The 14964-nt window shown below is 77.7% G+C and carries 7 protein-coding genes; 6 read left to right on the forward strand and 1 reads right to left on the reverse strand.

Translation table 11 applies throughout. The features are described from left to right. From eccCa to OH807_RS35960, 6 genes are all read left to right on the forward strand, one after another. Complete coding sequence (eccCa, locus tag OH807_RS35935; RefSeq protein WP_406211362.1) at positions 1–3936, forward strand: type VII secretion protein EccCa; 3936 nt, start codon at positions 1–3, stop codon at positions 3934–3936. 138 nt (positions 3937–4074) lie between these two features. Then, entirely contained in the window at positions 4075–6723 is a 2649-nt protein-coding gene (locus OH807_RS35940; RefSeq protein ID WP_406207965.1) for a hypothetical protein, read from the forward strand. Positions 6724–6734: 11 nt separating this feature from the next. Further along, positions 6735–7178 (forward strand): hypothetical protein, encoded by a 444-nt coding sequence (locus OH807_RS35945; protein WP_406207968.1) that lies wholly within the window; start codon positions 6735–6737, stop codon positions 7176–7178. Between the two features lie 127 nt (positions 7179–7305). Then, on the forward strand, positions 7306–8727 hold the full coding sequence (locus tag OH807_RS35950) for a hypothetical protein (RefSeq protein WP_406207971.1): 1422 nt from the start codon (positions 7306–7308) through the stop codon (positions 8725–8727). Positions 8728–8826: 99 nt separating this feature from the next. Next, positions 8827–12201 (forward strand): right-handed parallel beta-helix repeat-containing protein, encoded by a 3375-nt coding sequence (locus tag OH807_RS35955; protein WP_406207974.1) that lies wholly within the window; start codon positions 8827–8829, stop codon positions 12199–12201. After that, complete coding sequence (locus OH807_RS35960; protein WP_406207977.1) at positions 12198–13595, forward strand: S8 family serine peptidase; 1398 nt, start codon at positions 12198–12200, stop codon at positions 13593–13595. The genes OH807_RS35955 and OH807_RS35960 overlap by 4 nt, the downstream gene beginning before the upstream one ends. Before the next feature lie 85 nt (positions 13596–13680). Here OH807_RS35960 and OH807_RS35965 read toward each other — a convergent pair whose 3' ends face one another. Then, positions 13681–14889: a hypothetical protein gene (locus OH807_RS35965; protein ID WP_406207979.1), complete on the reverse strand. Its 1209-nt coding sequence runs from the start codon at positions 14887–14889 to the stop codon at positions 13681–13683. Between the last annotated feature and the right edge of the window lie 75 nt (positions 14890–14964).

Raw genomic sequence — 14964 nt, forward strand, 5'->3', positions numbered from 1 at the left:
ATGCCGGACGGCGAGGTGCAGCTTCAGGAGCCGCCGAGCCTGCCCGAGAAGCAGAGCGGCATGGCGAGCGTGATCAGCATGATGCCGATGGCGCTCGGCTCGCTGTCCATGGTCTTCATGTTCCTGCACCCGGGGGGTAGCGAGGGCGGCGGTGCGCTCAGCTACGTCGCGGTCGGCATGATGGCGCTCTCCGCCGTCGGCATGCTGGTCACCCAGCTGATCCGCGGCTCCAGCGACCGCAAGCAGCTGCTGCGCGCCGAACGCCGCGACTACCTGCGCTACCTCTCCCAGGTGCGCCGGCAGGTCCGTCGCTCGGTCGACGCCCAGCGCAAGGCCCTCGCCTGGCGGCACCCGGCGCCCGGCGAGCTCTGGTCGCTGGTGGGCACCACCCGGCTCTGGGAGCGGCGGTCCGCCCACCCGGACTTCAGCGACGTCCGGATCGGGCTCGGCGCCCAGCGCCTGGCGACCCCGCTGGCCCCGCTCTCCACCAAGCCGGTGGAGGACCTCGAACCGCTCTGCGCGCACGCGCTGCGGCGCTTCATCCACGCCTACGGCACGGTCGCCGACCAGCCGATGGCCATCCACCTGCGCGGCTTCGCCAAGCTGCTGCTGCAGGCCGACGACCCGGACGCCGCCCGGGCACTGGTCCGGGCGGTGCTCGCCCAGCTGGCCGTGGCGCACGGGCCGGACGAGCTGCGGATCGCGATCGTCGCCGAGCCGGAGCACCGGGACCAGTGGGAGTGGGCCAAGTGGCTGCCGCACGCGCTGCACCCCGGCGACACCGACGGCGCCGGCCCGGTCCGGCTGGTGGCGGGCAGCCTGGTCGAGGTCGAGCAACTGCTCGGCGAGGAGTTCACCGGCCGCCCCGGCTACGAGCCGGACGCCGCACCCAGCCGCGACGAGCCGTTCACCGTCCTGGTGCTGGACGGCCCCGGCGCGCACGCCGGCAGCCGGGCCGCACTGGCCGGCTACCGCAACACCGTGCTGATCGACCTCGCCGAGAGCCTGGAGTGGCGTGCCGCCCGGACCACCCTGCGGCTGCGGATCGCGGGCGGACGGCTCGCCATGGTCGGCGCGGACCGCAACCGCAAGGACGTCGACACCGACCTCGGACGCCCCGACGCCCTGACGCCGCGCGCCGCGACCAGGCTCGCCGCCCAGCTCGCCCGCTACCGGATCGCCGACACGGTGGACGTCGCCGAGCCGCTGGCCACCGACTTCGACCTGACCGCCCTGCTCGGCATCCCCGACCTGCACGCGGTGGACGTCGAGGCGCTCTGGGCCCAGCGCGGGATCCCCAAGCGCCTGCGGGTGCCGCTCGGGCTGGGCCCGGACGGCCGCCCGGTGGACCTCGACCTGAAGGAGTCCGCCCAGGGCGGCATGGGGCCGCACGGCATGCTGATCGGCGCGACCGGCTCCGGGAAGTCCGAGCTGCTGCGCACCCTGGTGGTGGCGCTGGCCATGACGCACTCCTCCGAGGTGCTCAACTTCGTCCTGGTGGACTTCAAGGGCGGCGCGACCTTCCTCGGCCTGGACACCCTGCCGCACACCTCGGCCGTGATCACCAACCTCGCCGACGAGGCGGCTCTGGTGGACCGGATGCGCGACGCCCTGCACGGCGAGCTCGTCCGCCGCCAGGAGGTGCTGCGCGACGCCGGCTACGCCTCGCTGCTGGAGTACGAGACCGCGCGGGCCGCCGGGACGCCGCTGCGACCGCTGCCCACGCTGTTCCTGGTGGTCGACGAGTTCAGCGAACTGCTCGCCGCCCACCGTGACTTCATGGAGCTCTTCGTGATGATCGGCCGACTCGGCCGCTCGCTCGGCGTGCACCTGCTGCTGGCCTCGCAGCGCCTGGACGAGGGCCGGATGAGCGCACTGGAGTCCCACCTGTCCTACCGGATCGGCCTGCGCACCTTCTCCGCGATGGAGAGCCGCGGCGTCCTGGGCGTGCCCGACGCCTACCAGCTGCCCTCCCAGCCCGGCAACGGCTTCCTGCGCAGCGACATCTCGACCCTGACCCGCTTCAAGGCCGCGTACGTCTCCGGGCCCTACCGCCCCAAGCGCCGGGCCGCCCAGCAGGCCGCCCTGGCCGGCCAGGTGGTGGCGTACGGCACCGAGTACCTGACGCCGCGCCAGCTGCCGCAGGTCGCGGCGGAGCCGGTGGAGGAGGCGGCGTCCGGCACGCTGCTGGACATCGCTGCCGACCGGCTGCGCGACGCCGGTCCGCCGGCCCACCGGGTCTGGCTGGCGCCCCTGGGCGCCCCGCCCACCCTCGACGAGCTGCTGCCGCCGATCGTCCCGCACCCCGAACGCGGCCTGACCACGGCGGACGCGCGCACGCACGGCGCGCTCGGCATCCCGGTCGGCGTGATCGACCGCCCCTTCCACCAGCTGCGCGACCTGCTCACGGCCGATCTGTCCGGGGCCGGCGGCCACGTCGGCATCGCCGGCGCCCCGCAGAGCGGCAAGAGCAACCTGCTGCGGACCCTGATCACCGGTCTCGCGCTCACTCACACCCCGCGCGAGGCCCAGTTCTACTGCCTGGACTTCGGCGGCGGCACGCTCTCTGCCCTGCGCGGGCTGCCGCACGTCGGCGGGGTCACCGGCCGGCACGACGCCGAGCGGGTGCTGCGCACCGTCGCCGAGGTGAACGCCGTCATCACCCGCCGGGAGAAGTACTTCGCCGAGCTCGGCATCGACTCGATCGCCTCCTTCCGCCGCCGCAAGGCCGCGGGCGAGCTGCCCGACGACCCGTACGGTGACGTCTTCCTGGTGATCGACGGCTGGAACACCCTGCGCCAGGAGTTCGGCGACCTCGTCCAGCCGCTCACCCTGATATCCCAGCGCGGCATCAACTACGGCGTCCACCTGGTGATCGCCACCACCCGCTGGGGCGAGGTCACCGGTGGCCTGCGCGACCAGCTGCAGACCCGGTTCGAGCTGCGGCTCGGCGACTCCGTCGACTCGGTGATCAACATGCGCGCGGCGGCGAAGGTCCCCAAGGTGCCCGGCCGCGGCCTCACCGACGAGCAGCTGCACTTCCTCACCGCCCTGCCCCGCCTGGACGGGGCCGGCCGCACCGACGACCTCGGCGAGGGCGTCGCCGACCTGGTGGACGCCGTCGCCGCGCACTGGACGGGGCCGCGCGCCCCCGAGGTGCGGATGCTGCCGCTCACCCTCGACGCGGCCGAACTGCCCGCCCCCGAGGGCCGGCTGAGGGTCCCGATCGGCCTGGAGGACACCGAGGTCGCGCCGCTCTGGCACGACTTCGAGGAGAACCCGCACCTGCTGGTGGTCGGCGACAGCGAGTCCGGCAAGACCAACCTGCTCAAGCTCATGATCAACGCCATCACCACCGCCTACACGCCCGCCGAGGCACGGATCATGCTGGTCGACTACCGGCGCGAGCTGTACGACACGGTGCCGGAGGAGTACCGGCTGGGCTACGCCGTCGCGGTCGACAAGCTCCGCGAGATCGTGGACGGCGCGGCGCGCGCCATGAAGAACCGCGTGCCGTCCGCCGAGATCGCGCCCGCGCGGCTGAAGCTGCGCGACTGGTGGGAGGGGCCGGAGCTGTTCATCGTGGTGGACGACTACGACCTGGTCGGCTCCGGCGCGGGCAACCACCCGTTCGCGGCGCTGCTCGACCACCTTGCCCAGGGCACCGAGATCGGCCTGCACCTGGTGGTCGCCCGCGGGGCCAACGGGATCGGCCGGGCCCTCGGCGACCCGCTGCTGCGCAAGCTCCAGGAGGTCAACTCGCCCACCCTGCTGTTCTCCTGCCCGGCCTCGGAGGGCTACTTGTTCGGGAACCTCAAGCCCCGCCAGTTCCCGGCCGGGCGCGGCCTGTACATCACCCGCCGGCGCACCGTGCAGGTGCAGAGCGGCCTGCTGGCCGCGCCGGAGGGTGAACCGGCGGGCCCGCCCGCGCCGTAGTCCCGGCAGGCGCGTCCTACCGGCGGCCCGGCCGGCCCGGTCCTCCCCGACCGGGCCGGCCGGGTCCGCTCGTGCCGCCCCGAACCGACCGTCGGCAGGCAGCCGGCCGGCCGCAACCAGCAGAAGGGAGGCCGGCCCATGAACCCGCCGGCATCCGGCACCGCCGAGCGGTCCACGCTCCGCGCGGTGGGCCCGCACCTCGTCATCGCCCCGCCCGGCGCGGAGGCGGCCGGACTGGCGCAGGCCCTGGCCCCCGTGCGCGCCGAGCCCGGCGCCCTGCTGCTGCTCGCCGCCGCGGCCGACGCCGCGCCCGTCCTGCTCGGCTCCCTCGACGAACTCGCCCGGACGGCGGCCGGCCGCGCCGCCGACACCCTGGTGCTGGCCGCCTCCGGCCTCGCCGCGACCGGACCGGACGGCCGGCGCCCCGCCGAACAGCTGGCCCGGCGCACCGGGCTGACGGTCGTCGCCCCCGACGCGGTGGTCTCCGTCGAGGCGGACGGCACGCTCGCGGCCCCGGGCGGCTGCTGGTGGCGCTGCCGCCCCGGCGGCGGGCCGGCCGAGGCGCTCGGCGAACGCTGGCCGGCCGCCGCGACCATCACCCCGCTGTCCGGCGGCGCCTTCTGGGTGACCGCCGCCGCCCCGGCCGCCCGACCGGCCCTGCTCGACCGGGCCGCGGCCCCGGCCGCCGCCCTGCTGCTCGTGCTCGGCGAGCCCGACGGGCGGCTGCCCACCAGCGTCCAACTGGCCAACGCCGCCGCCCTGCTGCTCGACACGGTCGGCGATGCCCGGCCGCTGCTCAGCCTGCCCTGGGCGGCGCCGGTCGACCTGATCGAATGCGCCGCGGTGCTGGCCTCCTCGCTCGGCCGCGAGGTGCGGGCGGCAGTCGGCCTGCCCGTCGCCGACGGCGCCGGCCACCGCACCGTCCACGTGGCCGCCGACGGCACCCCGGGCTGGGAGCCGTACCTCACCGAACTCTCCGCCTGCCCCGTCGGCCGGACGGTGACCGCCGTCGGCCTGCGCACCCGCCCGGGCGCCCCCGAGGGCGACGGGCCGGTGCGTTACCCGGCCTTCCCCGGCTGGGAGCTGGAGCCCGTCGCGGCCGGCCTCTGGCTGCACCCGGAAGGGACGGCGGACCGCGGCCCCCGGCTGCACCGCCCCGACCCCCGGCAGCCCGTGCTGCTCGTCGGCTCCGCCGGCCGCCCGGTGCCCGAGGACGCCTGGGCGCACCTCGGCGGCGTGCTCGCCGGCCTGCCGCCGCTCGCCGGGCCGGCCGGTACGCCGCTCGCCGGGCCGGCCCGGCTGGCGCTCGCGGTGGCCGGGGCTCCGGACGTCGAGTCGGACGCGGTGGGGCGGTTCTGCGCGCGGATTCACGGGCTCGACTGGCTGGGCCGGGCGGTGGGGGCCGGGCCGGTGGCGCCGCCGGCCGCCGGTGCCGCCCCCGGTGCCGCCGGGCCGGTGGCGCCCGCCGGGCCCGCGGGCGTGTCCGCGGCCGGGCCTGCGTTCGTCCCGGGGCCGGTGGCCGGACGGGCGCCCGCGCCGCCGGCCGAGGCCGAGACCGCCGTCCTGCCCCTCGGGCCGGACCGGGCGCAGCCGCCCACCGCCGTCGCCGTTCCGCCGGCCCCGCCCGGGCCGGCTGCCGTGGCCACCACCGCGGGCCCGGCCCCGGAGCCTCCGTCGGAGCCCGCGCCTGCATCGGAGCCCGGGCCCGCTCCGGAGCCCGAGCCGGTCCCTGCCCCTGCCCCCGTGCGGGTCTCGACGCAGGGCACCGGCTCCGGCACGGGCCGCGCGCCACTGCCGGAGGCCGCCCCGGAACCGGAGGCTGCTCCTGAGCCGGCGCCCGCTCCTGCACCGGAGGCTGTCCCCGAGCCGGCGCCCGCCGTCGAGCCGGAGCCCGCCCCGGCGCCCGCCCCGGAGCCCGCCCCCGAGCCGGACCCTGCACCGCTGCCCCCGGCCGCCCCCGTACCCCCCGCCGCCCCCGCGCCGCTGCCGCCGGAGGCCGCGACCGCCACCCCCGCCGACGACCGCGCCGCCCTGATGGCCCTGCTGGGCCCCGCCTACCAGCGGTGGGCGAGCCGCGCCGACGACGCGACCACCCGGCTGCCCGGGCTGCGCTCGCTCGCGGAGGACGAGGCCTCCCGCGCCGAGCTGGTCGCCGTCCTGCTGCACCACACCGACGCGGGGGTGCCGGCCGGCCGGGCCGAGCTCACCGCGGCGGCCCGGGCGGGGGAGCCCGGCCCGACGGCCGCCTACCTGCGGTGCCTGGCCGCCGGCCTGCGCCGGCTGCCCAGCCACTACGGCGGCGTGCTGGCCGCGGCCCCGGCGGGCTGCACCGACCTGTCCGGCTACGCCCCGGGCAGCGTCCTCACCGAGCTCGCCCCCGTCGGCGGGATCGCCGACCCGGGCGCCGACCTCGGCGCGGACGCCGGGATCGAGTTCGCCATCTGGTCCGTCGGCGGCCGCCGCACCTCGGCCTTCGGCGAGCCGGGTGACCAGCCGACCGTGGTCTTCGCGCCGGGGAGCAGCTTCGAAGTGGTGGCCGTCGAGCCGCCGGACGCCGACGAGGGGCGCCCCGCGCGGGTGCTGCTGCACGAGGTCGGCGGCGTGCGCCCGGCCCCGGAGCGGCTGCGCACCTGGCTCGGCCGGCGGGAGGCCGTCGCACCGGCCGAGCGGATCCGGCCGGCCGCCCCCGCCCGGTTCCGGCTCGACCTGGGCGGTGTCGCCGGGCCGGCCGGTGAACCCGCGGCCGCCGGCGGGCCGTCGGAGGAAGGGAAGGCCGGCGAGCGGTGAGGAGTACAGGGATGTCCGAGACGGTGCGGGCGGGCTTCGAGCTCGCGGCGGTGTTCGACCACGTGGATCCGGTGACGGGCCCGGGCTTCGCGCCCGGACACCCCCGGCTCGCGCCGGGAATGGAGCACGCGGCCGTCGCCCGGTACCTGCACGCCGGGGCGCCGGTGCTGCTGACCCCGATGCTGATGGACGACGTGGTGGACCGGGAGCGCCGCGGCGTGGTGCCGATGGGCTACCGCACCGACGGGCAGTGGATCTGGACCGACACCGTGACGTACTACCTGGACGAGTACGGACTGGAGCCCGAGCCCGGTCTGCTGGCGCACGTGCGCGCCCGGCTCGACGCGCCGCCGGCCGCGCCGGGGCCGGAGGTGCTGGAGCGGGCGGTGGCGTTCGTCCTGGCCCCGCCGGAGCCGGCGGACGCCGCGGTGTGGAGCGTCGGGCAGGAGGGCTGAACCTCCACGGCCACGCCGCCCGTACCTCCCCACAGGAGTGTTGTCGAGCCGAGCGCAGGGGATGACGGTGGGCGAGCAGAATCGCGGTGCAGGGGAGCGGGGGACGCCCGGGTTTCAGCTCCCCGCGGTGAACTGGGCCGCGGCGGCCGAGGCCGAGGAGGAGAGCTCCGCGCCGGGCGGGGGCAAGCCGGCCGCGGCACCGGCGGCTCCGGCCGCCACGGGCACCGGCGGCAGCACCGCCGCCGGCAGCAGCAGTACGGCCGGCAGCAGCACGACGGGCGGCACCACCGGCGCGGCCGCCGGCAGCGGCACCCCGCGCGGTGCCACCGCACCGCTGCCCCCGGCCCCCGGCACGGGGGCCGCCGGGGCGACGGCCGCAGCCGCACCGCCGGCCGGCGCCGCCGCGGCGATCGCCGCGGCCGTCCCCGCGAGCCCCGACGCCGCGGGCGAGGCCGAGGCGGCCGGCCCGAAGCCGGGCCGGGTCTCCCGGCCGATGATCGCGGCCGCCGTCGCCGTCGGGCTGGTGCTCGTCGGCGGGTCGGTGGTGGCCACCCAGCTCGGCGGGGACGGGCCCAACCACGGTCCGGCCCGGGCGGACTCCCCGCCCGGCTACGGCCCGGAGAACGGTGACGGCGGCAACGGCTTCGTCCCCGGATTCGACCAGCACGGTGCCCCCACCGGCACCCCGGCCCCGGCCGACGCCACCCCCGGCGTGCCCGCGCCCGCGGGCGAGAACGGCGCGCCCGCCCCCGATGCGGCCGCCCCGTCGGCGCCCGCCCCCGACGCCGCCGCGGCCGGCGGCGCGGGCGGCCCGGCCCCCGGAAAGCCCACGCCCCGCTCCGGCGGCTCCGCGGCCCCCGGCGGCGCCGCGGCACCGCCTCCGGCCGCCGGCGGCGGTGGCGCCGCGAGCGGTGGTGGCAGCGCGACCGGTGGCAGCGCCTCCGGCGGGAGCACCGCGGGCGGGGCCGTCGCGCCGCCGCCCGCCGGGGGAGCGGCCCCGCCGCCCGCCGCGCAGCAGCCGGCCCCGCCGCCCGCCGCCTCCAAGCCCGCGGCCCCGGCCCCCCTGGTCGCGGTGGCCGGCCCGTACTGCAAGGGCAACAGCGGTGCCACGTACGCCCCGATCGGCTGGTTCGACCAGGGCGACTCCGGCTGGAAGACCAACTCCGGCGGCTGGAGCGGCGACGGCTGCAACGGCACGTACGTCTCGGTGCCGATGTCCGGAGACGGCAAGGACGACAACAACTCCGTGGTGTGGACGTTCAACCTCGGCAGCGTCAAGAGCTGCACCCTGTCCGTCTACATCCCGGCCGACAGCGACCCGAAGAAGGTCGGCGGCAAGGCGACGCTCTACACCGTGAAGAGCGGCAGCACGTCCGGCTCCTTCGTCATCGACCAGACCGCCAACCGCGGCCGCTGGGTGAACGAGACGGCGTACGCCTACCAGGGCACGCTCACCGTCACGCTGCACACCCGCGGCGAGGACTGGGCCGGCACCCAGGTCAAGGCCCACCACGCCGCCGCCGCGGTCAAGGCCACCTGCACCTCCTGAGCCGGCCGGCCACCCGGCCGGCCGCACCCACCCATCCCGGTGCGCCGCTTCGGCGGACCCACCACGGTGAACCCACCCCGACGAAGGGAACCCCTGGCCATGTCGCGCCCGGTGCTGACGGTCTGCGCGGAGCAGCGGGAGTCCGGCTCCTACCGCACGATCGGTGAAGCCCTCCAGGCCGCCCGCAGCGGAGCGGTGATCTCGGTGCGCCCCGGCCGCTACGAGGAGAACCTGGTGGTCACCAAGATGGTGACCATCGCGGCCGAGGACGTCCGGGGGAGCGTGCGGATCAGCCCGCGGCGCGGCTCGGTGGTCCAGGTCCTCGCCGAGGCGGTCCAGCTGACCGGCCTGGTGATCCAGGGCCAGGACGACGACCTGCCCGCCGTCGACGTCCCGCAGGGCCAGCTGGCCCTCCAGGACTGCGAGGTGATCGGCAGCTCCTGGACGGCCGTGCTGACCCGCCGGCAGGGCTCGCTGGCGATGCGCGGCTGCCGGGTGACCAACCCGGCCGGCGCCGGACTCGTGGAGACCTCCGACGGCACCAGCGTGGTCGAGGACAGCGTGATCGAGCACCTCGGCACCTCCGCCCTGGTGATCGGCGAACGCGCCAACCCCGTCGTGCGGCGCTGCGTGCTGCGCGACGCCCGCGGCAACGGCATCTGCGCCAACGGCGAGGCCCGCGGCGTGATCGAGGACTGCGAGATCTCCGCCACCGACAAACCCGCCGTGGCGCTGGAGGAGCAGAGCACCACCCGGCTGGTGCGGACGGAGGTCCGGGACGCCGCGCAGGGCGTCTTCCTCGGCTCCACCGCCCGGGTGGTGCTGGAGGAGTGCACCGTCACGGCCGTGCGCGGCCACGGCTTCGTCCTCGCCAACGGCACCGATCCGCTGCTGCGCCGCTGCCGGGCCGTCCGCACCCAGGGCCACGGCCTGCACGTCTCCGACCGCTCCCGCGGCACCTTCGAGGACTGCGAGGTGACCGCCGCCGCCCAGGCCGGCATCCACGTCGGGGAGTCCTCCGGCCCCACCCTGGTGCGGGCCGTGGTGCGCGACGGCGAGGCCGACGGCGTCGAGCTGACCGGCGAGAGCGTGGCCGAGTTCGACCGCCTGGAGGTGCGCGACACCGCCGGCAACGGCGTCGTCGTCCGGGACGGCGCCAACCCGCTGCTGCGCCGGATCATCGTCTCCGGCGCCGCCGGGCACGGCGTCGAGGTGCTGCGGGACGGGCGCGGCCGCCTGGAGGAGGCGACGGTGCTCGACGCGGGCAAGTCCGGCGTCCGGATCGCCGACGGCGCCAACACCTACCTCGGCGGCGGTTCCGTGCGGGGGAGCCGGGCGAGCGGGATCTCGATCGGTCCGGACGGCATCGCCACCCTGCGCGAGGTCGAGACGGCCGACAACGCGTACGACGGCGTGAGCGTCGAGCACGGCGGCGAGCTGACCGCGACCAGGTCACGGCTGCGCGCCAACCGCCGGCACGGGCTCCACCTGCTGCCCGGCTCCCGGGCCACCCTGACCGGGTGCCGGCTGACCGGCAACACGGTGGACGGCATCCGCTCGGAGTCCGCCGAGCCCGTCCGGCTCACCGACTGCGTGGTCGCCGAGAACGAGGGCGCCGGCCTGCGCCAGAGCGAGCCGAGCGAGCGGCTCTCGGTCGAGAACCTGGACAGCCGCGACAACCGCACCGCCGACGCCCACGGCAGCGCCACCGCCGAGGCGGGCGGGACGGGCCCGGACGGCGCCGCGGAGGGGGCGGAGGACGGCGACGGGGGCGCGGCCGCGGCCCGCCCGGACGCCGGCCCGCAGGGCCCGCAGGCCGTGCTGAAGACCCTGGTCGGCCTGGAGGGCGTCAAGGACCAGGTCGCCACCCTGGTCAACCTGAACAAGCTGGCCCGGCGCCGCGAACAGGCCGGGCTGCCGGCCCTGCCGATGAGCCGCCACCTCGTCTTCGCCGGCCCGCCCGGCACCGGCAAGACCACCGTGGCCCGGCTCTACGGCGCCATCCTGGCGGAGCTCGGCGTACTGCGCAGCGGTCACCTGGTCGAGGTGGCCCGGGCCGACCTGGTCGCCTCGATCATCGGCGGCACGGCGCTGAAGACCACCGAGGTGGTCAAGGAGGCCCTCGGCGGGGTGCTCTTCATCGACGAGGCGTACACCCTGTCGGCCGGCTCCGGCGGGACGGGCCCCGACTTCGGCCGCGAGGCGATCGACACCCTGGTCAAACTGATGGAGGACCACCGCGACGACCTGGTGGTGATCGTGGCCGGCTACGAGGCCGAGATCCGGGCCTTCCTGGCCTCCAACCCGGGCCTCGCCTCCCGGTTCAGCCGGACGGTCGAGTTCGCCAACTACAGCGTCGACGAACTCACCACCATCGTCGAACGCGCGGCGTCCGGCCACGGTTACGAGCTCGCCGACGGTACCCGCGAGGCCCTCGCCGAGCACTTCGAACGGATGCCCAGGGGCGCCGACTTCGGCAACGGCCGGGCGGCCCGCAAGGTCTTCGAGGAGATGGTCGACCGGCAGGCCTCCCGGCTCGCCGAACTGGAGACGATCAACAACGCCGACCTGGCCCTGCTGGTGCCGTCCGACGTCGACGAGCACGCCGCCGCGGCGGCCGCCCGCGCCACCTCGGGCGTCGAGGAGCCCGACGAGCCCGGCCTGCTCGACCGGCTGCGCGCCATGGTCGGTCTCGGCGCGGCCAAGCAGCAGGTCGAGGACCTCGTCAACCTCACCCTTCAGACCCGCCGCCGGGTCGAGGCCGGGCTGCCGGCCGCCGTCATCAGCCACCACCTGGTCTTCTCCGGGCCGCCCGGCACCGGCAAGACGACGGTGGCCCGGCTCTACGGCGAGCTGCTGGCCGAGCTGGGCGTGCTGCCGGGCGGCCAGCTCGTCGAGACCGCCCGGGCCGACCTGGTCGGCCGGTACATCGGCCACACCGCCCAGCTGACCCGGGACGCCTTCGAACGCGCCCGCGGCGGTGTGCTCTTCATCGACGAGGCGTACACCCTGACGCCGCGCCACGGCAGCGGCGGGGACTTCGGCCAGGAGGCCGTGGACACCCTGATGAAGCTGATGGAGGACCACCGCGACGAGGTCGTGGTGATCGTGGCCGGCTACCAGGAGGAGATGCAGGGCTTCCTCGCCTCCAACCCCGGGCTGGCGTCGCGCTTCTCCCGGGAGGTCACCTTCGAGCACTACAGCGACGAGGAACTGATCACCATCGTCCGGGTCCAGGCCGAGGCCGGCGGCTACCGCTGCACCCCGGAGACGCTGGCGGCGCTCGCCACCCGGTTCGCGTCCGTCCCGCGCGACCGGAGCTTCGGGAACGGGCGCTTCGCCCGGCAGGTCCTGGAGGCGATGATCACCCGTCAGGCCGGCCGGCTGGCCCGCCTGGACGTGGCCGACCTGGCCGAGCTGAGCCTGCTGCTGCCGCAGGACATCCCGGTCGAGCGGATCGGGACGCCGGTATGAGGCCGGCGGTCGCCGCGCCGTGGCTGGCCGGGGTGCTGGCCGGCGCCCTGCTGCTGCCCGCCGGGGCGGCAGCAGCCGCCGGTGCGGCGGGGAGCACCGGTGCGGCCGGTGCCGCGGCCGGTGCGCCGAAGTCGGGCCCGACGGCGGGGGCGGGTGTCGCCGGCCCGTCGGCCGCGTCCGGGACGCCCGGCGCGTCCGGGACGCCGGGTGCGGCGGCGGAGGACGTCCTGCCGGGCGTCAGCCAGCTCCGCCGCGACCAGCTCGGGAAGCCCGTGGGCTGCCTGCCCGCCTCCGCCAAGGGCACCCGGCTCACGCCCTGGCCGCAGACCTTCCTGCGGCCCGACCGGGTCTGGCCGCTGAGCCAGGGCGACGGCGTCACCGTCGCGGTGCTCGGCTCCGGGGTCACCGACGGCTCCGGCCTGCTGGCCGGCCGGCTCAGCCACGCGGCCAGGCTGCCGGGCGCCGGCGACCCCGCCGTCGACTGCGTCGGCCACGGCACCTTCCTGACCGGGCTGATCGCCGCCGACCGGCGCGACGGCACCGGCTTCGCCGGCCTGGCCCCGCACGCCCGGATCCTCGCCGTCGGCGTCACCGACGCCGCCGGGGCCGGCACCGCCGACCTCCTCGCGCAGGGCATCAACGCCGCGGTCGACGCCGGCGCGCGGGTGATCGACGTGGGGGTGACGGTGCCCGCCGGCAGCGAGGCGCTGGCCGCCGCCGTGCGCAAGGCCCGCAGCCGGGGCGCGCTCGTCCTCGCGCCGGCCGCCGCCGACCAGGCCCAGGGGGGAGTGCTCGACCAGGCCGAACCGGCGCCGGTCTACCCGGCCGCGTACCCCGAGGTGCTGGCGGTCCGTGACCTCGGCCCTGCCGGCGTCCCGGCGGAGGGCGGCCCGGCCGTCGGCGGCCGGGTCGACCTCGCGGCCCCCGGCGACGCCGTGATGAGCACCGGCCCGGCCGCGGGCGGGTACTACACCGCCTCCGGGCCCAGCTACGCGACGGCGCTGGTGGCGGGCGCGGCCGCCCTGGTGCTCGGCTACCGGCCCGACCTGACCGTGGAGCAGCTGACCGCCCGGCTGGAGGCCACCGCCTACCGCCTGGGCACCACCGTGCCCGACCCGCAGTTCGGCCACGGCACCGTCGACCTGGTCGCCGCCGTGACGACGCTCCTCGGCGGCGAGCAGCCGCCGCCCGCCACCCCGTCCACCCTGGCCATGCCCGCGGCCGCTCCCGCCTCGACCGCCCCGCGCCGGGCCGTCACCGTGGCCGTGAGCACCCTGGGGGTGATCGCCCTGGTGGCGCTCGCCGCGGCCGTCGCCCCGCGCGGCCGGGCCCGTGGCTGGAAGCCGGCGTCGGGGGCCGGCACCCCGGAGGCGGCGGCCCCGCCGACGCCCTGAAGCCCCGCCGACGCCCTGAGCGGGCCGGAGCCGAGGCCCGGGCCCGGGCCCGGGCCCGGGCCCCGGCTCCGGGTCAGGGACCGGGTCAGGGGCCGGGGTGCGGGGCGGGCAGGCCGTCACCGATCAGCGCGGTGAGTTCGAGCAGGGCCGACCGGGACCACGGGTCGGCCGGGGCGGACCGGCGGTCGGCGGGCAGCACGACGACGCCGCGGCAGCGGGCGCCGAAGTGCTCCGCCAGGTCACGGGCCGCCACCGGGCGGTCGGAGCCCGAGGCCGCGGGCGGGGCGGGGACGAAGACGACGATGCTGTCGGCCGGGCCGCCGGGACCTCGCGCCGTCAGCCGTTCCAGCTGGGCGGACGCGGCCCGGGCGCCGGCCGCCGAGGCACCCGCGCAGATCACCAGCCGGTCGGCGAGTCCGGCGGCGGCCTGCTGCACGTCGTCCGGTGCCGCGGAGGCGTCGCTGAGGATCAGCGGGTAGTCGCCGCTCAGGGTGCCCAGGGCCTGCCGGTAGCGGGCGGCGTCGAGGGCCGGCGGCGGCAGGTCCGGACGCAGGGTCAGCACCTCCAGCGTGCCGGCCGGGCGCTCGGCCGGGGCCGGCAGGGGCGCCGCCGCGAAGAGCTCGCCCAGCGCCCACCGGCCCGCCCAGCGCTCCGCGTGCGGGTGCGGGTGCGCCTGTGGGTGCGAGTGCGGGAGGGCGGTGCCGGGGCCGCCGGGGTACGGGGCGGCGAGGTCGAGGACGACCACCCGGTCCGGCCGGTACCGGGCGAGCTGGGCGCCGAGCGCCACGGCGATGCCGGCCTGCCGGGCGTCGGCGGGCGGGCCCAGCAGGGCGATCCGGTGGCAGCCGAGCAGCGGGGTGCGGGTCCGTTCGACCAGCTGCCGCCGGCGGGCCTCGGTGCCGCCGGCGAACGGCAGCCGCAGGGCCCTGCCACGCTGCGGCCCGGGGCCGGGCCCGGCGGGGGCCGGGGTGGCCGGGGCCGGGGTGGCGGTCGGTCCGGCAGGCGCGGCCACTGCGGTCGGTCCGGCCGGGACGGGGCCCGGTGCGGGGGCGGCGGCCGCCGGGGGCACCGCGGGCAGCTCGCCCGCACCCTCCGGGGCGGTCAGTTCGGGCAGCGTCGTCCGGGTGAACAGCGACCGCTCGGCGGGCGGGATCAGCTGCGTGCCGAGGGCGTCGAGCGAGGTCCGGGCCGCCAGCGGCACGGGATCGGGCCAGCTGGCCGGGGTGTAGTCGGGGCGGTCGCCCGGGCCGATCGGGGCCGCCGTGCCGCCCGGGGCGCCGTGGTCGAGGGGCATCCCGTGTCCTCCGGGTTCGTGGTCCGCGTACCGGCCCGTTCGGCCGGGCCGTCCGAGCGGCCCGTACAGCCAGGA

Origin of the sequence: Kitasatospora sp. NBC_01560, from assembly GCF_045208415.1 — a bacterium.
Classification (GTDB): domain Bacteria; phylum Actinomycetota; class Actinomycetes; order Streptomycetales; family Streptomycetaceae; genus Kitasatospora.